Here is a 19,963-nt window from a genome sequence, read left to right as displayed (position 1 = left end):
TTATAAACCCGACGCACCATCATGCGTGTATGGCTACAGCAGATTTGACGACCAGAACGAATTCGACAGCTGCAAACGCGGAATGGTGTCTTACAAATTCGGAATCGAAGAATTTTTGTCTTGCTTGAGACGAGAAGCCGATGAAGCCACTACCGATTACAATAATGCAGTGACGAAGTTTAATAGCCGCGCATCGCAATAATCCCACCAATAAAACTTATCCCCGCTCTCTCCGCACACCCCATACTTCCCCTCACCTCGCCTCGACGACCGACGGACAGTCTCGAGACCCGTTTAGCGACTGGGGGTGGGGCGTAGGTGATCGTTCGCGCGCAAGGACGTAACGGCCCAAGGCGCGAACGCAGGATTTGGCGCGATGCTCGGAGTATGCAGCACCCCTGCTGGCGGCATAAGGAACCGCCCATATCGCCCAAATGGAAAAGAGTGCCTGCGGCGGAGCGCCCCCGAAGCGCTTTAAAGTTCCGGAACACTTTTAGCGCTTCCCGCGCTCCGCTTCCGTTTTTTATTTGCACACGGCGACTCGCCTACTGCGAGCCGGCCGCCGTGTGTGCTTGCTTACTTCACCGGCCGCTTGCGCGCGCCCGTTGCGTCTTCCTCACATCAAAAACTCAAATTAATACCCGCCATTCGGCGGGCTGCGATGGACGCGGCCGCTCGGGATGTGGCGGCCGGTACCGGTACCCCATCTGTGCAGCATCGAGCGCTCGCGCGGGCTCAATGGCTCTCCCGTCCGGGCCTTTGCGCGAGCGCCCTCGACGCCGGAGATCGACTCAGCCTGCGCCAACGGCGCAAAAAACGACGCCAAGATCAACGCTGCGCCCGCAGCAGCCGTCCAATTCCTTTTCATCACTGAACTCCTTGTCGTGTATCCGGCCCCAAGTCTTCAGGCGGGAGTGCCAGCGCATGGATGCTCTGACATAGCGTTGCCAACTCGAACGCTTCGCGACCGTTCCAACGAAGCGGGCCGCGGCATTAGGCCCAAAAGAAAAGCGGCGGACCGGAAGTCCGCCGCTCAAATCGGTGCAATTCGATGCAATTAGTAATCGTACGGTCCATAGTATCCGCGCGGACCAACGTACACGCTGACGCCCGGACCATCGTAGCCGTAGCTGTAGTCATATCCACGATAGCCGCGCCAGGAATCGTCGTTGCCGCCGTAGCGGCGCAGCTGCTCGCGATCCTGTCTGTTCAGATATCGGCCCTGGCGTTCCTTCGCACGCGCACCCTCGACACTGGAAATCGAGTCCGCCTGCGCCATAGGGGCAACGAACGCCACCATCAATGCGGCCGCTGCCGCTGCCGTCCAATTCCGTTTCGTCATTGCGCTCACTGTGTCTCTCCGACTGTTCGGTTAAGCAGGCGTTGACATGCCCGCGCATACTGTTGGGAACGCGATGCGCGAGCCCCTGTTCCGGCCACCCGGGCGGCGGAAAGACACACCAGCTGCGCTGGAAACGCCTATCTTCCCGCATTTGCTCGCGAAATCACCCGGCCGAGCAACGGCCGCCCCGCTCGGGCCGCCTGCCCTATCTGTAGCCGCGTTCCGCAGCATGGCGACGGGCCCGGCGATACTCGAAATCACGGTCGCCGCCGCGCCAAGTCTCGTGCTGACCGCTGAAACGCTCTGCGGGGTACGCGGGGTAAAGGTTCCGGTGCTGATAGTTCTTAGCGCGTGCAGCACGCGCCGCGCTTGCCGCCGTCTCCGCCTGCGCCGCCGGTGCAGCAAACATGACGATCAACGCGGCACCCGCCATAAGCCGCCAATTCCATCTCATCACTGAACTCCTTGTCGTATCTCTTAGCCACGGCTAATCAGACGACTCGAATGCCTTCGCCAACCGTTTCTGCAATGCCATTTGGGCACTACTGGCGGAAAAGACAGACCTGACGGGGAGAACAACAATGACCGGATTAGCAAGCCGCTTCTTCGCATCCGCGCTGATTTACGCCGTGCTCGGCATGACGCTTGGCCTTGTGATGGGCATGACGGAAGATCATGCTCAAATGCCGACGCACGCACACATGCTCGTCGTCGGCTGGGTCAGCTTCGCGCTATTCGGATTTTTCTATCATCTCTTCCCAGCCGCAGCTAAGAGCCGCCTCGCAGCCGCGCATTTCTGGCTGGCCGAGGCGAGCCTGCTGATCATGCTCGCCGGCCTCGTCCAGATCTTCATGGGACGCACCGAAGCGGGCCAGCCCTTCGCTGCGGCAGGCTCCACCGGACTATTGGCGTCGATGATCCTTTTCGCGATCGTCGCCTGGCCGTCCGTGCGCCGCGCCTGAGGATAACTCGTGCGTGTAACTCTCTATTTGGCGTTCTCTTTCGCCTTCAGGCTGTTGAGGTAAGTCACGATCGAATTGACCTCATCCGCCTCGAAGGTGAATTCCGGCATGTCGGGATGCCCGGAGACGATGCCCTCGGCGAGCGATTCCTCGAGGTCTTCAACCGGATAGCGCTCGACGACGTCGCGGAACGGCGGCGCCTGCGGATGCGGACTGGCGCCCGTCAGTCCGAGCGCATGGCAGCGCGCGCAATTCTTCTCGAGGATCGCCAGGCCTTTAGCGGCAGCGTTATAATCGTCCGGTGGCGCGGCGAAGCCTGGCGACACCGCGGCAAGCGTGCCGAGCGCCATCGCGATGATCCGGATGCAATTGCCAAGATTTCCCATACCTGCCCCCTGTTTGCCCCTCTGTCAGGTTGCGTTGCGCTTCCTCGAGGCGACCCTAACCACATCGCACCCGACACATATTGATTTTAGACAATCCATATAAGCCCCAGTCGCCATTTCTGGCGTTCCCGGCGCTTAAGATACCGTCGAACGATGTCGTTTTAACCGGCGCTAAACCAAACCCCTATCGGACCGGCCGTCAGCCGGGACAGCGTGTGGCATTCCGAGCTATCGTCACAAAAAACGGGTGTTTCATGCGCGTCCTTTTCACCTTCCTCGCAATGCTCTTCGCCTTGAATTGCACGGCACCCGCGCTCGCCGAAGAGAACCTCAACACGATCCTCGATCCCATCCGCGCCAAATATCAGCTGCCGGCCCTCGCAGCCGCGGTGGTGAAGGATGGAAAGCTGGTCGCGGCCGGCGCGGTCGGCGTCCGCGTTTCCGGCAGGGACGCGCTGGTGACGGTTGACGACCGCTTCCACCTCGGCTCCGACACCAAGGCGATGACGGCGACGCTCGCGGGCATGCTGGTCGATGAAGGCAAGCTCCGCTGGGACTCGACCATCAGCGAGGTGCTAGGCCCCGTCATCCCCGGTCTCCGGCCGAGATTTGGCGCCATTACGCTGCGCGAGCTTCTCTCCCACACAAGTGGCGTGGCGGCTGACAACGACGAGATCGGCAGGCTCTACTTCGACGCGGACGCGCACGACCACTCGCTCACCGATTGGCGCTTGCGAATGATCAAGGACTGGGGCTCGAAGCACGATCCGAGCTTTGGAAATTCGGGCAAATTTCAGTATGCGAACCTCGGCTATGTCATCGCCGGCGCGATGATCGAGAAGGCTTCCGGCAAGCCTTGGGAGCGGCTGATGTTCGAGCGCATCTATATGCCGCTCGACCTCAAGACCGCCGGTCTTGGTGCGCAAGCGACGTTCGGCGAATACGATGCTCCGGTCGGCCACCGCGTCGACGACAAGGGCAAGGTAACCCCGTTCCCCTGGGGCCAACCGGCTGATCTTCCAAGTTCCCTTGGCCCCGCCGGGCTCGCCCACATGAGCATCAAGGACTTCGCGACGTGGGCCGGATGGAACGCAGGCGAAGGCAAGCGCGGACCGGCGCTCGTCAAGCCGGAGACGCTGAAGCGCATCCATCAGCCGGTCGTTGACATGGAGATTAAGAACCCGAAGCCCGGCACGCCGAAGACCGGATCCTACGCACTCGGCTGGGGTCTGTCGAAGTTCGACTGGTCAGATAAACCGCTGCTGACGCACAATGGCTCGAACGGCATGAACTTCGCGTCCGTCATTGTTGATGTCGATCGTGACTTGGCGATCGTTGTGGCGACAAATATCGGCGGCCCCAGAGCCGACCCCGCCACGCTGGAGGTGATGAAAACGCTCTATGCGAAATATACACGAAATATGTGAAGGGACGGGGCGCGTGCAAAACGAAGGTAACCATCCTAACGCGGACGAACGCCCCGATCTAAGATAGAATCGTTCCGCCGTTACGCATCGGCGGGCGGCCTTGCAATATTTCCTCAGCGATCTCGGACCCAAACATGTTCCACCTCCCCTTCTGGCAGCGGCTTCTCATCACCGTCATCGCGATGCTGTTCGTGAGTTGGATTGCCGGCCGTGTGTGGCTCTCCATTCTCAACTTCCCGTTGCCGAGCTACATCGGAGGTTTCGTCGGCGGCCTGACCGCTCTGCCGGTATGGGAATTCTTAAAGCGGATTAGACCACGCGAAGCCTAGTGAGCGGTGGTCGATTTCCGCGAGGCGAATGCAGCCCCTCCTGCAGACGGCGGGATTCGCGAAGCGGAATAGCCAAGGCTGCTTCGCGAAATGCTGAGGCGCACGGCCGGCGGCGGTCGCGAGACGCGACAGAGAACCGGGCCACCGCGCGCCAGCAAAATTTCTAATCCCGAAGCACCGAGCGGATCTGATCCTCGTATTGCTTCACCGCGTCGAGCGCCCGCGCCTTCATCACGGGATCTGACCCCGCCTTCGAGGTGAAGCTTTCGATTGCCGCTCGTGCGTTGTTCACGATCGTGGTGGCGGATGCCTGCGGGTTCATCTCGCGGCTGGCGATTTTCTGCAGAAGCTGCGTGAGGATGACGCCCGTGGCGAGCGACAGCCCCGAGAGCTCGGCGATCTCGCGCTTCATGTCCGCGATTGCCGCGTTCGTATTGGTGTTGTCCGCCATGACAATAAAGACTCCTTTTAGTGCCGGTTTCCGGGCGGTTGCTAATACGATTGGCTGCGAACGCGCAAGCGGTGTTGCAAGCCGCCGCGAAAACAATTTGAGGCGAGACGTCACATCGTTCAGTCAGGCCCGAAATTCGCCACCAATCTTTCCAAAAGTGCCCCCGCGGGAAACGGCATCAGCTATGGGGCGATATCAATGATCGAGCGAAAGCCGGGAAACATCGGCCGCACGCTTTCCATCCCACGCACGGCGACGATTGAAGGGGGCGTAGATTACCCTGGACCCGTCGTCATCGACGGGACCGTCCTTGGCGACGTTAACTGCCTCTCGCTCATTGTCACAGAACGCGGCGTGATCGAAGGAACGATCAAGTCCGAGGAGGTGACGGTGATGGGCGAGGTTACGGGCGAGATTTTCGCAAACCTGCTGACGCTCAAGGCCGCCTGCTCGGTCAACGCTGACATCGTGCACAAGCGGCTGTTGCTGGAGAACGGCTCGTTTTTCGAAGGCAAATCGCGCCGCCACACCGACCCGCTGCAATTGCTATAGCGGGGGCCAGCTGGCAGCCGGCTCGACCAGATCGGCCCGGGGGCCACTACTGGGGAGCACTTAAGCTCACGCCGATAAAAAGAACTCACCGCCTGCCGCGAACTGGTGCATACAGTGCTTCGGGGCAGCGGCGCACCGTTCAGGCTTATGCGAGCTGATTCCTCTTCGAGCCAAGGGGGATGGCCATGTTCTCACGTCGTCAGTTCTGCCGTAGCGGAGCTATCGCTGCGAGCCTGCTCACACTTGACCGGGCCTTCGCGGCCGGGCAGTGCGAGGCATTTACGAAAGCCCGGCAGGCGGCGATCACGCCTGATGAAGCCTTGGCGGGCCTGAAGGCGGGGAACCAGCGCTTCGTCTCCGGGAAAACGCTGAATTGCAATCTCATGAAGCAAGTGCACGCCACGGCAACCGGGCAATACCCGGCGTCCATCGTGATCGGCTGCATCGATTCCCGCGTGCCCCCTGAACTCGTATTCGATCAGCGCATAGGCGACATTTTCAGCGCCCGCGTCGCTGGCAATGTCGTCAACGACGATATCATCGGCAGCTCCGAGTTCGCGACCAAGCTCGCCGGGGCGAAACTGATTGTCGTGCTCGGCCACAGCGAATGCGGCGCCGTCAAAGGCGCAATCGACGGCGCCAAACTCGGCATGTTGACGGAGCTGCTCGCAAAGATCAGCCCCGCCGTTGAAGCCAACAAGGATGCGCCGGGGGAACACACGGCGAAGAACGATGATTTCGTCCAGCGCGTGGCAATCTCGAACGCCAGGCTCGGAGTCGAAAATCTCACGAAAAATGGCAGCGTCCTCGTCGACCTCGTCGCCGCAAAGGAGCTGAAAATCGTCTCCGCGATGCACGACATCGCAACCGGCCGCGTCACCTTTCTCGACTAGGCCCGACGACCGGGGCCAGCCATCGCGCCGGGGAGTCGGCCGCTTTACACCGCACCTGTGAGCCGGCGGGTCCACAGACTAGGCGCTTCGGGACCGACACCGCGATGCGGAAGCCGGCCAGCCGGACTAAAGCACGTGTGCGTACGGGCCTCTGTTCCCCAGGGAACAGCGCGACCTCGCCCCGGAGCCGTTGCTCGCGTAATCTCTTGGATGACCCTAACCCGGGAGAGGTTTTCCGATCATGCCAACAGTTCTCGTCACCGGAACATCGTCCGGCTTCGGTCTAGTGACGGTTGTCGAGCTTGCAAAACGCGGCTGGGACGTCGTCGCCACCATGCGCGACCTCGCAAAACGCCACGAGCTCGACCGTGCGCTGGCCGCCGGGGGAGCGAGTTCGAACGTCCGGATAGAGCAGCTCGACGTGACCGATCCGCAATCCATCGACCGCGCGGTCGCGAGCCTTGGCCTTCCTGATCGCCCTCTCGACGCCGTCGTCCAAAACGCCGGCGTCGCGGTCGGCGGCGTGTTCGAGGATCTGGACGAACAACACGTGCGCCATGTGATGGAGGTCAATTACTTCGGAGTGCTGGCGCTGACAAAGCGCTTGCTGCCTACGTTCCGCGCTCAGCGGCATGGGCGGATCGTCATCATTTCGAGCGAGGCCGCCTTCGCTGGCATGCCAGCGAACTCACCATACACGGCATCCAAATGGGCGATCGAAGGATGGGCGGAGTCCCTCGCCTACGAGGTCGAGCATTTCAATATCGATATTATATTGGTCGAGCCCGGAGCGTACAAAACGAGCATCTGGGAAAGCTCACCGCGAGTATTGCCAAAGACGAGCCCTTACTTTCCCATGCTGCACCATCTCGAGGTTGTGGTTGACGCGCATGTCGCAAAAGCTGCACGGGACCCGGTAGAGGTCGCCAAAGCGGTCGCCAATGCACTTGAGACCAAGAGGCCCAAGTTTCGCTATGCGGTCGGGCCGACGGCGAAGTTCATGCACTTCGCGCGCGGCAAATTGCCAAGCACGCTCGTGCGCAAAATCTTCATCCGGTTTTTTTCGTTGAATAAGGTCCGCTGGTGATCCGGACACAGCAATCCGCCGCCTGCTTACGGCAGGCGGCGGTCGCCGGATCTCGAACCGGCTACTTACTGGTGCTCGCGCTTGTAGAGCTCGATGTCGGCTTGCGTGACTTCGCTCGACTTGCCGAGCGCATGAATGCAACTCTCGGTCAGCATTTTGCGATGTTCGCGCATGCACTGCCTTCCAGCTTCCGAACCGACTTTATGCTGGCTGCAATAGGCTGCGTAATCGGAACTGCACGCATCCTTGACAGCTTGGCTCACCGCGAGAGCACTACCGGACAAAGCAAGCGTCACCGCCGCAAAAATTGCGAGCCTTTGCATTTCGATCTTCCTTCAAAGCTATTCCCCAGAGGCAACGCAAATGACGTGACGTTGTTCCGCGGTCAATAGCGACAAACAGAAACGCAACAGGGCAAGAAGGATGTCAATGAAATCGCACGCGTCACACGCATGTTAGAAATCGACTGATGCATGAAGAATGCGCATATGCATGCATTGAAGTTTAGCAAGACGCTGCGAAGCTCAGCACGCGCCGATGAGCGATCGCACAACGGAAAGCAGTCCCTTCGAATTCAATTCGACGAAAATACGCGCGGCTTGAGACTTATCGGCACAGAGAGGATTTCACTTCGAACGAAGTTTGCGATCCGGCATCTCGACGATGTCTGCGGTCGGCAGGCGTGGCGAAACCTGATTTCGTCCGTTGCGCTTCGCCGCATATAGCGCCGTATCTGCAGCGGCAATGATGACGCCAACTCGTATCTCGCGGCTCACAACGGCGGACGCGACGCCCATGCTCACGGTTACGACTTCGCCCAATGGTAACGCGGGATGCGGAATTGCAGCGTCTTCGATCGCGCGCCTGATGCGCTCCGAAATCCTGACGGCGGTGGCAAGATCAATCCCGCGCAGGACGAGAATGAATTCTTCCCCGCCGAACCGGAACGCCGCATCTACGTAATCGCGCAGCTCGCTCTGAATGATGCCGGCGACGCGCTTCAGGCATACATCGCCTGCCTGATGACCTGCGGTATCGTTGAATGACTTGAAGCGGTCGATATCGAGCAGCACGATCGCGAGTTCCAGCCCGGCAGACTTGCTCTGGTTGCAAGCTTCTATCACTTCGTCGAGCGAGCGGCGGTTGAGAAGACCGGTCAACGGATCGCGGCGGGTCTCGAGGTCGAGATCGCGGCGCTGTAGACGTCCCCGCAGCGACAGAAGAAAGTTCATCCGCATTTCGCGTTCGAGCACGTACGAGGCGAAGATCGACAGGACAACGGCACAGCCGAAAACGGCATTCGACGAGATCTGATATTGGAGCGGGTAGGCGGGAAGCATTGCCAGGGCCGTGGCGTGGATCGCAAAGCACCCAAGACACGCCGCGACCGCGTACCAGAACCGAACCCGCTCAACCATCGTCACGAAAAGCAGGATCAAGATGATGACTTGGTGCTGAGCGTCGTGGTGCTGCCCGTGTGCAACCAGCATCAAATAGAAGTTGCTGCCCGCTCCAAGGATGACGGCGCCACCTGCCACAATCAATTCGCGCACCGCGACGGGCGGATTGAGGTAAAGAGCCGCGATCAGGAGCAACGCAATGGGCGTAACAACCCCAAGGCGCAGCCACACCGCTATATGAAAAGTATCGGGCGCCGTCAGGCGGTCCGATATCAAAAACAGATTGTAAAGCACGATGCCGAACAGGCCGCCGATAGCGAGTTTCCGGCACCGCTCGGCAGCGCCTTCGCCTTCGAATGCCGCCTCGAGCCGGCGGGGAAACATCAACAACGGGAAGCCAGAATCGATCGTCCTCTCGACGATCGTCGAGTCGATGCCGGCAGGGATAGAATCGCCCGTCACTCGGTCCACCACACGCAAACTCTGCTTGGTTCATCAGCATGAGCAAAACCAACGTTAGGGCCGGCGCATTAATAGGAGGTACACAGATGAGGTAAGCCTGGAGGCATGTGAGCAGTCCAGCGCTCTCATTTCAGAAAACATCGGAACTTAACTGAAGCCGGTTCAAAATCAGCCCCACCGGCGGCGCCAAAAACTTCTGATACTTTTCAATACGTTGAGAAAAGCTAACGCCGCGCTCCGCTCCGGCTGCCGCGGCCGCTTTCCACTAATAGCTGTTCAGATCACATCGGCTTAACCGCGGGGTATCTTTGGATATGCTTGCGCGAAGCTTAAGGCCGTCAGCGAGCCACGGCTTCATCAACCGCTGCGTCGGAGGATTGCAACCGCCGGGCCGCCGGCTTGACCATCAAAAGTAAAAGACCCGCTACCAGGATCATCCCGCTCGCAAACTGAAACGTGGCGCTGAACGGAACCTGCTGCTCCTTCAACCTGCCGCCGACGTAGGTCATGACACCGCCCGCAGTCGTCCCTGCAAAGTTCAGAAGCCCGTATGCCGTGGCTCGAAAGCGAAAATCGACAACCGTGCACACCGCCGGCATCAGGTTCGCATCGAGAAACCCTTGCGACATGCCCGCGACGACGATGCAGCCGAGAATGACGGGAACGTATTCAACGGCCCCCATCAGAAAGAGGCAAGGCGCCGCAATGATAAAACCGATGGCCGGAACGAGAGCACGCGCCCGCAGGTTCCAACCCGCCCACCAATCCGAAACGTTGCTCGCAATCAGCATTCCGAAGAATGCCGCGCCGTTGAACGTCATAGGACCATAAACGCCCGCCCATGCCGGATCGACACCGAGTTCCGCGCGGAAGAACTCTGCAAGCCAATTCCGTACCGGCCAATACGCGGCGCCATCGAGCACGTTCATCGCAAGGAGCAGCAGAAAGCCCGGCGTCGACAACAGCGTCGAGAACGCGGCCCCACCCTTAGAAGGAACGTCGACATCCTCAGGCGCCGTCGAATGCGCGCCGTCGGACGAAGCCGGGAAAATGATCGTCAGCAAAAGCGCGTACGCTACGCCGATGGCTCCGACAACGAGAAAGACCGCACGCCAGCCGAACGCTTCCGCCATGAAGCCGCCGAGCCCCCCGAGCACCGATCCCGCGTAAACCCCGCTGAGATGCAAACCCGTTGCCCGGCTGCGTGTCGGTCCGCGGTGATATTCGACGATCAACGCCACGGCGGCAGGCATATAGAAGGCCTCGCTGATCCCGAGCGTCGCGCGCGCAAGAAGCATGCCTTCGAATGAGCTGACGAGCCCGCTCGCAAACGTGGCGGCCGACCAGACGACGAGACTGGCCAAAATAACGGGCTTCTTGCCGACCCGGTCGGCAACGTAGCCCGCGACGGGCGAAAAGATGCCGTAGACCCAAAGAAAGACGGACGACAGAAGTCCGAATTTCTCGTCACCGAGGCGAAGATCGGCCTTGATCGGACCGGGCATCGTGACGACGAGCTGCCGGTCGAGATAATTGAGCAACGCGACAGCCCACAGCATGCCGACAATCGCCCACGCTACGCGGCTTGCTTTTGCTGTCATTCCCACGCCCAAGACCCCGGAGCGACTTACGCCGAAGCCGCCCTCACCGCAACCGGTAGCAGTTATGGAAGACGCGGGGGGATCGCGTGACGTCGTACCCGGCGAGGCATTGAATGAGATAATTTTCGTTGGGCTTCTTGAACAGAATGAAGGTCGACCGGTTGTCGAAATTGCTGGCGTAGCCTGCGATCTCCCAGCCCGACTTCAGGAGATCTTCAATTGATCCGGCGGATTCTTCCGAGATGGCATCGGCGTAGGCGGCACCAGACACGACCGGCGCGATCAGAATTCCCGCAATTAAAGCGGCGCACGTCATCCGAGCAAACATCGAACATCCTCCCGGCCTGATCAGCCGCGGAAGCAAAGGCCGCGGGGGAACTCCGGCTCCGGCCACGCAAGGGTAGCATATTGAGGCCGAGCAATCCCGCGATCGCGGTCTGCCATGGGATCAATAAGACCGCGCCGCTGTCATATGTATTCGTCATCGGCAACAACAAGCCGAGAATAGCTCCCGCCGCGACGATGCTGAGGGAAGCGACCCTGGTTCTTAGCGAAGGCACGTGCAATGCCGCTCCGGTCCAAGTGATCCCGGCGCCGACTGCGCCCGCGACAAAGCCCGCGACATAGGACTTCAGCGCACTGGGCCCCGTCGCCTCGAGCAACGGCCCATCGATCTGGATCGCGACGTTGACCGCCGCTTCCCATGCGATCCACGTTGTCAGAACGGCAGTGACCGCACCGGCGACGGATGTCAGGCTGCTGGAATCCGGGCCAAAGCGCCAGACGCCAAAACCCACGACCAGGCCGAACCACAGTCCGGTGAGAACGAGGTAGATGCCGGGACCCGGAGCCGCGCCGTAATTGCCGCCGATAAGCTGGCTGCCGACCAGCCCGGACAACAATCCGAGAACAGATAGAATGAAGGCGGGATGGCGAAGACGCGCTGACATGCAGAGCACTCGCGACGATGAGAACGGATCGGATTAAACCGCGTCACAATGGCTGGAGCATGGTCGAGAGAAGGCGGACGCCGTTTATTCAGCGCACTTGGTAACCTGGGAACAACCTTAATCGACTAGACGTTAATTGCCTGCGCTCATTCATTATACCCACCGCAGTCAGTCACACCGGGAGAAAGACCAATGAAAGTCGCCGCTCTTGGAATATGCATTGCCGCGTTGATGCTTGGAGCCTGCCGTCGCGAGACGCCGGAATACACACCGATGAAGCTCGGTGGACCAGCATCGGTTTCTCAAGACGCTCCGCAGCGCTAATCGCACATTGAAATTGCATAGTGCAGCGCCGGCGCCACTCGTTCAGCGTCTCGCCAGCGCTGCTTCACTTTGACTATTGAGACCGACCCTGAGTCGAACTTACCCTTATCCCAACGTCTGAAGAAACTTTTCGAGGTCACGCACAAGTTGGATCGACAGCGGATTATTCGCTGCATCGATGGACGATTTGGAGCGATCATGACGGAAAAGACTGACGCTATCTTCCTCCTTGCTCTCCTCATCTTGACGATTGTCGGCTTGGCCGTTTCGTCGGCCACGCACGCAGAGGACCAAGGCTTCCCGACAGAATATCTTCGCTGATCAAATCCTATTGCAGCGCATGACCGGAAGCGCGAACGATGCCTGCGCTTCGCCCTCGAACCGCACGACGAATGAACGATTTCAGTCGTAAATATACGTGACCATGAACGTGCGGTCGGCGAGGTTGGAACCAGCAGGCGGTATCGGATAGCTCGTCTGCTTGGCGGCGAACACGACGTCCTGACTGAGTGACGGATCCTTCGCGCCGGACAGCAACTTCACCTCGACGACGTTCCCGCTTTCCGAAAGCAGTATCCTGACCGTCACCCGGCCGAGCGCTCCAGTGAGCTGCGGCATCGTCTGTTGCAAGGCGCGGATCACTGCTCGAGCGAACGCATCATTGAGGCCCGATCGCGTAATGCCGGGCGGCCGCTGGAATGCGGCTCCGCCCCCGCCCCCGAACGACGGCGCCACTGGCGTTGAAAGATCGAGAGCCGCAAGGTTCTTCTTTTGCGGCTTCGCGGGCGGTTTGGATGCAGATTTGCTCGGCGTCGGCTTTTTGGTCTCGGGCTTGCTTTCTGTCTTAGCCTCCGGCTTCGGCGTCGGCTTGTCGCTGCTCTGCGTCTTCGAAGGATCTTCCGTCTCCAGCGAGAAGAGATCCGGAGGGATGCTTTCGGGACTGACTTCTTCCGGCTTGGCCGCAGCCTCTTGAGTGGGCTTCACCGGGTCGGGTTCCGCTACCTCCTCCGGCACATCCGGAGGCGTTTCAGGCTGCGGCTTCTCCTGCTTCTGTGGCGGAGGGGGAGGTTCAGGCTGGGGCTGTTGCTGGGCTTCTTCCGGCTTCGGAGTTGGGACCGGCTGCGGCGGCGGCTGCGCCTCCTGTGTCGGCGCCATTGGGCCGGGCGGCGGCGTCACCGGCTCATCGGCCATCGCGCGGCTCTTGAGATCGGCTTCCGTCACCAGCGAAACGCTGATCGCATCGTCGGCGCCGTTCTCGCTGCCCAGACGCTTGGCATCGCCATTGTGGGCGGCGCTTATGAAAAACGAGGCGTGTAGGATCGCAGCGCACGCGAGCGCGATGTAGAAATTTCGCTCGCGATTCGACGCGCCCGTGCCCCAGCGCGCGAAGCCCGCAATAGAAAGACCAGCCGTTTGCCCCACGTCCTCGGCAGTCATGTTTCTAAGTTTGATCCCAACGGTAGCAAATTACTCTTCTTGCCCCGGCCCGAACCAGGAATGATAATTGATCGGCGGAAAAACGCCGAGATGGCATATCCGCGATTATCTATGATGCGCCCCGAGGTCGCGGGAAAAACAATTCCATCCAAACTAGGCGATTCGCTGGACCCGATGATTGACGCTCTTTACATCGAGAAAACGGCGCGGGCCTCGCTCCATGCCCCGTAAAAGCGCAACCGGCAGTATCCGCGCCGGAATCGGCGGATGGACGTTCGAGCCCTGGCGCGGCGTGTTCTACCCCGATGGCCTTCCCCATTCACAAGAGCTGCCATACGCCAGCCACCATCTTGCCACGATTGAGGTCAACGGCACCTACTATCGCACGCAAAAGCCGGCGACGTTTGCAAGCTGGGCCAAGGAAAGTCCCGATAATTTTGTCTTTTCCTTGAAAGGACCCCGCTACACGACGAACCGCCGCGTCCTGGCCGAGGCGGGTGAATCGATCTCGCGTTTCATCGATTCCGGCATAACCGAACTCGGAACGAAGCTCGGTCCCCTGCTCTGGCAATTCGCACCGACGAAAAAGTTCGACGAAGCGGACTTCGCCGCCTTCCTCGATCTCCTCCCGGCGAAGGTCGGCGGACACAATTTGAAACATGCGGTCGAACCGCGCCACCCCTCGTTCTGCACGCCGGAGTTCATAGCACTTGCGCGGAAAAAATCCGTCGCCATCGTCTTTGCCGATCACGCGACATACCCCGCGATCGCCGACGTCACGGCCGATTTCGTCTACGCGCGCCTACAGAAAGGCCAAGACACGATCCCGACGGCTTATAAGCCGAAGGCGCTCGGTGAGTGGGCCGAACGCGCGAAGGTCTGGGCATCCGGCAGCGTGCCGCAAGATATTCCGACGATCGATCCGAAGATCAAGCCCCCGCAGAAATCGCGAGACGTCTTCGTCTACTTCATCCACGAAGGCAAAGTCCGCGCTCCGGCTGCAGCCATGGCCTTTCAAGAGCTGGTCTCGCCAACGGGCAAAGTAGGGAAAACGCGCGCCTGATCCTAAACGCCACCGGTCGTTCCTCGAGGAACAGGCAGCGCAATCGTCCTCCGGCCATAACCGCTTGCACGCAGCTGAGGCTGCTGCCGTGGCCGGCCAGGAGATGACCCGATGCTCAGCAACTTCGAAGTCGCACTCTATTCTTTTTCATTCGTTCTGTTGCCGCTCGCGCTTTACTCGCTGGCGACCGGCTCGGCGCCGCCTGAAAACAGTCGGTTGACGGCGTATTACCACGCCGAGAAGTATCTCGGCCCCACAGGAAACGTGATGCTCGTGGCGCTATGCGGCGCCAACCTCGCAAAGCTTGGCATGCATTTCGGCTTCATCCCGCACGCGAGCCCGGATCTCGACGGTCTGATAGCCACGCCGTTCATGGTCCTGATGGTCGCTTACTTGGTTCTCTGGATCCGAGCGATAAGGAAGGTTCGCCGGCTCGAACACGACGACACCCACGCTTAAGCGGGAAGAAATGCCCCCGAGCTTTACTTCTTACCCGCCGCGTCCGTCTCGTCGAGATTGAGGCAGACGGAGTTGATGCAATAGCGCTTTCCGCTCTCGGTCGGGCCATCGTCAAAAACGTGGCCGAGGTGCGAGCCGCAACGAGCACATGTGATCTCGGTGCGAACCATGCCGTGAGTGGTGTCGGTATGATATTCGACCGCGCCCGGAAGCGCCTCGTCGAACGATGGCCAACCCGTGCCGGAGTCGAATTTCGCATCCGACGAGAAGAGCGCGTTGCCGCACGCCGCGCACGTAAACGTGCCGTCGCTGTCGACTTCCAGATACTCGCCTGTGAACGGCGGCTCCGTACCCTTTTCGCGCAGCACCCGATATTGCTCGGGCGACAATCGCTTCCGCCACTCAGACTCGTCCATCGGCATCGTTTTCTTATCCATGCGCCCTATATCGTCCAACCACTGTTGACCTTCAAGAGCATACGCTTGGACGTTGGCCGCCGTTACCGCCGGGCTCGCCAATCCGGCCGGCGAACGTAGAAAGGTCTGTCCGGAGGCGGTGTCGCTAAGCAGGGTCGCGAATAACAGCCGCTCGGCCAACCCCACCGGTCCATGAGGTCCGCATTTTCATGCGTCAGTCGACCCGCGCGGTACTCCGCACGCGCGTGCTCTACATCAAATATCGAATCCCCGCTGGCGGCGGCATTCGAAAGCAGCACCGGAAGCGCCAACGCGATCAGGATACGAACAGCAGTCCTCATAGCTCACCCATTCACCTGGTTGTTTTTCAGCGAGAATGCCCCCTCGTTGCGAGCATCACAATGAATCTAGCGCGACCGTCGCAAGCCCCGCTGCTGCAAGCCGAAACATGGTGAGGAATTCGTTTCGCCGCGACGTCGCGGGTGATGAAAACATCAGAATTGGCATAAGTCCACCGCCATCGAGCATCGGCAAATGCCTCGCCTATGCCACGTCGAGGGAGCGAATCTGGTAAATAGGGAGAATAAATCCGGGGCTCCGTGGCGATCGCCGTGCCCCTTCGCCGAAACTCAAAAGGAGCACAAAATGTCGGACCGGACCCAACTTGCAATTGGACGCAATTCGATATCTGTACCCCGAATGACGAAACGGCTCGTCGAAGCCGTCATTGCAACCGGGCTGACATCGCTGGTCGCTTTCGCCATTTTGGTATTGAACAACGTGCTGACGAACCGCGGCGGATGGCTCGAAGGCTTCGATGTCTGGCGCGCATTCATGCGTCAGCCGGCAATCCTGGGAACGATGTTCCTGACCGCGCTCGTCACCGTGATGTTCCTCACGTGGCAGCGCGACCGCCTCACGAAGCGCTGAGACCCGCGCGACAATCAGAAAACAAAAACGGCGAGATAAAAATCTCGCCGTTGCCGTTTCAGGAGAACCGTTCGTCAAGAGAAGCTGCAGCGTTGATCACTTCTTCAGCGACGCGTTGCACTGGCTATAATAGCCGCCGCCCTTCTGGATCCACTTGAGCCCACCATTGCCGTTGTTCGCCTTGTTGGCCCTGTATTGATCGAGGCAGGTGTGCATACGGGCTTTGCCCGCCGTCTCCTTGGAATATTTTGCGTCTATTGCCTTGGGGAAGACAGCGGCGCCGGCAGGGGCCGGTGCAGTCGTCTCGGTCTTGGCAGCGGGCTTTTCCTCGGTCGTTGCCGGAGCAGCCGCCTCACCCCCGGCGCATTCCTTCTTCCGGAATTCGTTCCAGGTCTCGCCGTTCAAAGTCCCGGCAGACTTCGCTGCCTGGTACTTCACGCTGCATTCTTTCGTCGAAAGTGCAAAGCTCGGGCTCGCGCCCACGGCAACGAATGTCGCGAACACTGCTGCCGAAACCAGAAAGCGTGACGTCATCTGAATTCTCCTTGGACGGCGCGATGAAGAAGCCGGCCCGCAAAAAACTATATCCCCGCCCGGCAGCAAAGACAAAGACAGGTGTTGCGCTTTCGCATGCCCGGCCACGATATAAGCATTCGGCGATACTGCGGAAATGCGGATTCGGGTCTACTTACTAAAAAGTATAGGCATAGCCCTCATTTTCGGACGAAGAGAAACGGTTCGAGCCTGTGCGGAGCCATTCCCTGACCGGCATGGCGATCAGGCGCGGAACACCCTAAGCTTGTCGATACAATTGGCGTGGAGGAAGCGATGTCCCTTGGGCATCATAAAAGCCTGGGATCTCTAATCGGTGCGATTGCGGCGAGCATGTTCTGGGGGAGCATGTGCTGGGAAGCGGCCGCCGCCGAGCCTCCTGAGGACATCGTGGGCACCACCCGCGCAGCGGTTGCGACCGCCCGTCTGACGCCGCGGGACACCGGGTCCCGCTACGGTCAGGCGTTGGGCGCCGCTGAACTCTGCACGGGTGCGACGGTAACCGACAAGGCGTCGGCGCTTCCCGCCCTCTACGCGGACGCCGAACTCGAGGAATTCAAGGCGCAGCAGAAGAAGATCTACGACGCCTGGATCAGGGTCAAACATTGCGTTCGCGAGGATGATCCGAACCAGTGCAAGGTCATCATCGACGAAAGCTGCGCAGCTGCCTTGACGGAAATTGGCCCCAAGGGCACGGCCCTCCCGGGATTGCTGGAATTTTCCCGGCCTTGAGGGAGCTATCGCCGGAAAAGCAACCCTGCGCTCTCGACTACGGCCCAAAACATCAGGACGGCGGCTACGGCCGGAAGCGTGATATTGCCGAGGACCGCTGTCGTCGACAGGCTGGATAGCCACGGCTGAAGGTCGGCGCCGAACGCAAAGCACGCGTTTTTCGCCGCATCGTTGATCTCGCACCGGGCAACCAGCGCGAGGAGAGCGGCCGCGGCAATGCCCGCGAATGGCGCGAGTGCCAGCACCATCGAAAATGCGATCACGAACCAGCGAAAGCGGTGAAGCACGCGTCCCCTCGGAGGCCAGGCAAACCCCTTCTAGTCACGCCGCATCTTGATCGGTCGGGGGAGCGTTGTGCATCGCATCGGCGAAACGAGGTTAACGTCGCAAAGAGCCTGTCATTCATCCTCCCTATTGATCTGGCAGATTTCGCACCTTATGGCCTGCAGGATGAACAGGAGCGGGCTGAAATGGCTGATTTATCATTGTTGAAAGTGGGCCTCGAAGGATCGGCAAGTGCGCTTGTCACTGAAGAACGTCTCGCAACGAAGGTCGGCAGCGGTGACGTCCCGGTCTTCGCCAGCCCGATGCTCATTGCCTTGATGGAAGCAGCAGCCGTCGACTGTCTCGACGGGCATCTGCCGGATGATCACCAGAGCCTGGGCGTCCACCTCAACGTGACCCATTCTGCTCCCACCCCGATCGGCTTCACCGTTACGGCGAAGGCAACCTTGAAAGCGGTCGACGGACGCAAGCTGACCTTCGACGTCTCGGCCAGCGACGGTGTCGAACAGATAGGATCCGGTGTGCACACGCGAATTGTCGTCGACACCCCCCGCTTCATGGCGCGTCTCGCCGCCAAATCTCTGCCACGACGTTAGAGGAAGCCTGCAGCACTCGTCCGCTCGCGCTAGCCGTCTTGAGTGCGCCGCACGGCAACACCACCGGAGTTTCTGACCTATGCGATTGTTGCCAGCTCTCTTTGCCCTCGCCGCCTCGCTGGCTGTCGCCGGACCGGCCGCCGCGGCCGAGCCCTGCACCACGAAGGATTTCGCGGCCGCAATAGACCAATCGGGCGCGAGCCTCAGAACGCTGACGCTTGAAGCACAACCCAAACTCCAAGAACGCATGCAGCGCTATCGGGCCGCTCTCAAACTCAGCGATACCGATTACGAAAACGTGGCGCTGGACGCGATCCAGGACGCGACGCTCGATGACCTCGACCAGAAGAGCAGCGCGCTGTTGCTGCGCGTGGATTCGCTCGGCCGCGTGCCGGAGGGCGTGCAGCCCGATTGCGCGAAGCTGCAGGAATTGCACGCCGCCGCCGACGAGCTGAATACGGTCATCAAGAGCAAGTCCGACTACATGCTGAAGCGCCTCGATGAGAAGATCGCCGAGGCCCATCGCAACGCCCAGCCCACAAAGCCCGTCGCTTCGGCTGCGCCTGCCGCGCCTCCGAAGCCGGTTCAGAACACGCCGCAAAGTCCGGCCCCAAGTGCGCCAAAGGCCAAAAAGAGCCCGCCGCCCGAAGTCGTAGCGAAAGCAGCTCCAGCGCCGTCAGAAGGCTGGGCCGCGAGTACGAAGCACAATGATGCGAGCGGCCCACCCGTCGTCGCCATGACGCAGCCGAATGAAGGATTGCCGTTCCCGCCCCCTGCACCGCTACCTCCCGCGGAAGGCGGCTATACGATCGACGAAATCCGCGACGCGACGCGGGGTTTCTTCGGCACGGTTTCGACGAGCCTTGCGAGCGTCATCGAGCATGCCTTCAAGCAATTCGGACGCCCGACAGCTTACGTGCTCGGAATAGAGGGCGGCGGAGCATTCCTGGCCGGCCTCCGCTTCGGCCAGGGCAACCTATTCATGCGCTCGCAGCCCGGCGTCAAAAAAGTCTATTGGCACGGCCCCTCGCTCGGCACCGACTTTGGCGCCTCCGGATCGAGAACGCTTTTCCTCATTTACAATATGGACGATCCGGCCGCGCTCTATCGCAACTTCACTGGGATCGACGGCTCGGCATATTTCGTCGGCGGCGTCGGACTGACTGTTCTCAAGGGCGGACCGGTCATCATGGCGCCGATCCGCTCGGGCGTCGGCATGCGCCTCGGCGCAAACGTCGGATATCTGGGCTTCACCGAAAAGCCGACTTGGAACCCGTTCTGAAGTCCGCAAAAAAAGGCCCGGAAACACCGGGCCTTTTCTTTTTGA

General features: G+C 60.2%; 28 protein-coding genes. 14 read left to right on the top strand and 14 right to left on the bottom strand.

Annotated elements, in window-relative coordinates; translation table 11 throughout:
- Nucleotides 1-634 precede the first annotated feature (634 nt).
- From BM399_RS05450 to BM399_RS05440, 3 genes are all read right to left on the bottom strand, one after another.
- Nucleotides 635-868 carry a hypothetical protein gene (locus BM399_RS05450; RefSeq protein ID WP_092865240.1) on the bottom strand — a complete coding sequence of 78 codons (234 nt, stop codon included), beginning with the start codon at nt 866-868 and terminating at the stop codon, nt 635-637.
- Between the two features lie 189 nt (nt 869-1,057).
- On the bottom strand, nt 1,058-1,342 hold the full coding sequence (locus tag BM399_RS05445; protein WP_092865237.1) for a hypothetical protein: 285 nt from the start codon (nt 1,340-1,342) through the stop codon (nt 1,058-1,060).
- A gap of 205 nt (nt 1,343-1,547) precedes the next feature.
- Nucleotides 1,548-1,796, bottom strand: coding sequence for a hypothetical protein (locus BM399_RS05440; RefSeq protein WP_143111336.1), 249 nt, complete (start codon nt 1,794-1,796; stop codon nt 1,548-1,550).
- Nucleotides 1,797-1,923: 127 nt separating this feature from the next.
- On the opposite strand from BM399_RS05440, the gene BM399_RS05435 reads away from it, so the two are divergent.
- Nucleotides 1,924-2,304 carry a hypothetical protein gene (locus BM399_RS05435; protein ID WP_092865231.1) on the top strand — a complete coding sequence of 127 codons (381 nt, stop codon included), beginning with the start codon at nt 1,924-1,926 and terminating at the stop codon, nt 2,302-2,304.
- Nucleotides 2,305-2,327: 23 nt separating this feature from the next.
- Here BM399_RS05435 and BM399_RS05430 read toward each other — a convergent pair whose 3' ends face one another.
- Entirely contained in the window at nt 2,328-2,690 is a 363-nt protein-coding gene (locus tag BM399_RS05430; protein WP_092865228.1) for a c-type cytochrome, read from the bottom strand.
- A gap of 254 nt (nt 2,691-2,944) precedes the next feature.
- Here BM399_RS05430 and BM399_RS05425 point away from each other — a divergent pair, with 254 nt between their 5' ends.
- Both BM399_RS05425 and BM399_RS05420 read left to right on the top strand, forming a co-directional pair.
- Nucleotides 2,945-4,117, top strand: a complete 1,173-nt coding sequence (locus BM399_RS05425; protein ID WP_092865225.1) for a serine hydrolase domain-containing protein — start codon at nt 2,945-2,947, stop codon at nt 4,115-4,117.
- Nucleotides 4,118-4,251: 134 nt separating this feature from the next.
- Nucleotides 4,252-4,446: a hypothetical protein gene (locus BM399_RS05420; protein WP_092865222.1), complete on the top strand. Its 195-nt coding sequence runs from the start codon at nt 4,252-4,254 to the stop codon at nt 4,444-4,446.
- Nucleotides 4,447-4,609: 163 nt separating this feature from the next.
- Here the strand turns inward: BM399_RS05420 and BM399_RS05415 are convergent, their stop codons facing one another.
- Nucleotides 4,610-4,897 carry a hypothetical protein gene (locus BM399_RS05415; RefSeq protein ID WP_092865219.1) on the bottom strand — a complete coding sequence of 96 codons (288 nt, stop codon included), beginning with the start codon at nt 4,895-4,897 and terminating at the stop codon, nt 4,610-4,612.
- Between the two features lie 198 nt (nt 4,898-5,095).
- On the opposite strand from BM399_RS05415, the gene BM399_RS05410 reads away from it, so the two are divergent.
- From BM399_RS05410 to BM399_RS05400, 3 genes are all read left to right on the top strand, one after another.
- Entirely contained in the window at nt 5,096-5,449 is a 354-nt protein-coding gene (locus BM399_RS05410) for a bactofilin family protein (protein WP_092865216.1), read from the top strand.
- 185 nt (nt 5,450-5,634) lie between these two features.
- Nucleotides 5,635-6,342 carry a carbonic anhydrase family protein gene (locus BM399_RS05405; RefSeq protein ID WP_092866379.1) on the top strand — a complete coding sequence of 236 codons (708 nt, stop codon included), beginning with the start codon at nt 5,635-5,637 and terminating at the stop codon, nt 6,340-6,342.
- A 241-nt stretch (nt 6,343-6,583) separates the two neighbouring features.
- Nucleotides 6,584-7,429: an SDR family NAD(P)-dependent oxidoreductase gene (locus BM399_RS05400; RefSeq protein ID WP_092865213.1), complete on the top strand. Its 846-nt coding sequence runs from the start codon at nt 6,584-6,586 to the stop codon at nt 7,427-7,429.
- A 65-nt stretch (nt 7,430-7,494) separates the two neighbouring features.
- Here BM399_RS05400 and BM399_RS05395 read toward each other — a convergent pair whose 3' ends face one another.
- From BM399_RS05395 to BM399_RS05375, 5 genes are all read right to left on the bottom strand, one after another.
- Nucleotides 7,495-7,752 carry a hypothetical protein gene (locus tag BM399_RS05395; RefSeq protein ID WP_092865210.1) on the bottom strand — a complete coding sequence of 86 codons (258 nt, stop codon included), beginning with the start codon at nt 7,750-7,752 and terminating at the stop codon, nt 7,495-7,497.
- Between the two features lie 303 nt (nt 7,753-8,055).
- Complete coding sequence (locus BM399_RS05390; RefSeq protein ID WP_244531083.1) at nt 8,056-9,291, bottom strand: GGDEF domain-containing protein; 1,236 nt, start codon at nt 9,289-9,291, stop codon at nt 8,056-8,058.
- A 338-nt stretch (nt 9,292-9,629) separates the two neighbouring features.
- A complete protein-coding gene (locus BM399_RS05385) occupies nt 9,630-10,892 on the bottom strand; it encodes an MFS transporter (RefSeq protein ID WP_092865204.1) in 1,263 nt (420 codons plus the stop codon).
- 43 nt (nt 10,893-10,935) lie between these two features.
- Nucleotides 10,936-11,163, bottom strand: a complete 228-nt coding sequence (locus tag BM399_RS05380) for a hypothetical protein (protein ID WP_244531082.1) — start codon at nt 11,161-11,163, stop codon at nt 10,936-10,938.
- Nucleotides 11,108-11,842 carry a hypothetical protein gene (locus BM399_RS05375; RefSeq protein WP_092865201.1) on the bottom strand — a complete coding sequence of 245 codons (735 nt, stop codon included), beginning with the start codon at nt 11,840-11,842 and terminating at the stop codon, nt 11,108-11,110. The genes BM399_RS05380 and BM399_RS05375 overlap by 56 nt, the downstream gene beginning before the upstream one ends.
- A 192-nt stretch (nt 11,843-12,034) precedes the next feature.
- Between BM399_RS05375 and BM399_RS21475 the strand changes: the two genes are divergently transcribed.
- Nucleotides 12,035-12,166: a hypothetical protein gene (locus BM399_RS21475; protein ID WP_280140530.1), complete on the top strand. Its 132-nt coding sequence runs from the start codon at nt 12,035-12,037 to the stop codon at nt 12,164-12,166.
- Nucleotides 12,167-12,364: 198 nt separating this feature from the next.
- Nucleotides 12,365-12,487, top strand: coding sequence for a hypothetical protein (locus BM399_RS21470; protein ID WP_280140529.1), 123 nt, complete (start codon nt 12,365-12,367; stop codon nt 12,485-12,487).
- A gap of 81 nt (nt 12,488-12,568) precedes the next feature.
- Here the strand turns inward: BM399_RS21470 and BM399_RS05365 are convergent, their stop codons facing one another.
- Entirely contained in the window at nt 12,569-13,603 is a 1,035-nt protein-coding gene (locus BM399_RS05365; protein WP_092865195.1) for an energy transducer TonB, read from the bottom strand.
- Between the two features lie 220 nt (nt 13,604-13,823).
- On the opposite strand from BM399_RS05365, the gene BM399_RS05360 reads away from it, so the two are divergent.
- Nucleotides 13,824-14,666, top strand: a complete 843-nt coding sequence (locus BM399_RS05360; protein ID WP_092865192.1) for a DUF72 domain-containing protein — start codon at nt 13,824-13,826, stop codon at nt 14,664-14,666.
- 111 nt (nt 14,667-14,777) lie between these two features.
- Nucleotides 14,778-15,125 (top strand): hypothetical protein, encoded by a 348-nt coding sequence (locus tag BM399_RS05355; RefSeq protein WP_092865190.1) that lies wholly within the window; start codon nt 14,778-14,780, stop codon nt 15,123-15,125.
- Nucleotides 15,126-15,148: 23 nt separating this feature from the next.
- On the opposite strand, the gene msrB is transcribed toward BM399_RS05355, so the two are convergent.
- Nucleotides 15,149-15,562, bottom strand: coding sequence for a peptide-methionine (R)-S-oxide reductase MsrB (gene msrB, locus BM399_RS05350; RefSeq protein WP_092865187.1), 414 nt, complete (start codon nt 15,560-15,562; stop codon nt 15,149-15,151).
- A 624-nt stretch (nt 15,563-16,186) separates the two neighbouring features.
- On the opposite strand from msrB, the gene BM399_RS05345 reads away from it, so the two are divergent.
- Nucleotides 16,187-16,471 carry a hypothetical protein gene (locus tag BM399_RS05345; protein ID WP_092865184.1) on the top strand — a complete coding sequence of 95 codons (285 nt, stop codon included), beginning with the start codon at nt 16,187-16,189 and terminating at the stop codon, nt 16,469-16,471.
- Nucleotides 16,472-16,567: 96 nt separating this feature from the next.
- Here the strand turns inward: BM399_RS05345 and BM399_RS05340 are convergent, their stop codons facing one another.
- Complete coding sequence (locus BM399_RS05340) at nt 16,568-17,005, bottom strand: hypothetical protein (RefSeq protein WP_092865181.1); 438 nt, start codon at nt 17,003-17,005, stop codon at nt 16,568-16,570.
- A gap of 294 nt (nt 17,006-17,299) precedes the next feature.
- Between BM399_RS05340 and BM399_RS05335 the strand changes: the two genes are divergently transcribed.
- Nucleotides 17,300-17,755, top strand: coding sequence for a hypothetical protein (locus BM399_RS05335; protein ID WP_143111335.1), 456 nt, complete (start codon nt 17,300-17,302; stop codon nt 17,753-17,755).
- Between the two features lie 5 nt (nt 17,756-17,760).
- Here the strand turns inward: BM399_RS05335 and BM399_RS05330 are convergent, their stop codons facing one another.
- Nucleotides 17,761-18,042: a hypothetical protein gene (locus tag BM399_RS05330; RefSeq protein WP_092865175.1), complete on the bottom strand. Its 282-nt coding sequence runs from the start codon at nt 18,040-18,042 to the stop codon at nt 17,761-17,763.
- 183 nt (nt 18,043-18,225) lie between these two features.
- Between BM399_RS05330 and BM399_RS05325 the strand changes: the two genes are divergently transcribed.
- Together BM399_RS05325 and BM399_RS05320 are read left to right on the top strand one after the other, a co-directional pair.
- Nucleotides 18,226-18,636 (top strand): thioesterase family protein, encoded by a 411-nt coding sequence (locus BM399_RS05325; RefSeq protein WP_092865173.1) that lies wholly within the window; start codon nt 18,226-18,228, stop codon nt 18,634-18,636.
- A 79-nt stretch (nt 18,637-18,715) separates the two neighbouring features.
- Nucleotides 18,716-19,918: a DUF1134 domain-containing protein gene (locus BM399_RS05320; protein WP_092865170.1), complete on the top strand. Its 1,203-nt coding sequence runs from the start codon at nt 18,716-18,718 to the stop codon at nt 19,916-19,918.
- The last annotated feature ends 45 nt before the right edge of the window (nt 19,919-19,963 follow it).

The organism is Hyphomicrobium facile, from assembly GCF_900116175.1.
Taxonomy (GTDB): Bacteria; Pseudomonadota; Alphaproteobacteria; order Rhizobiales; family Hyphomicrobiaceae; genus Hyphomicrobium_B; species Hyphomicrobium_B facile.
The sequence above is the reverse complement of the archived record's forward strand: the minus strand, read 5'-3'. Positions and strand labels throughout refer to the sequence as shown.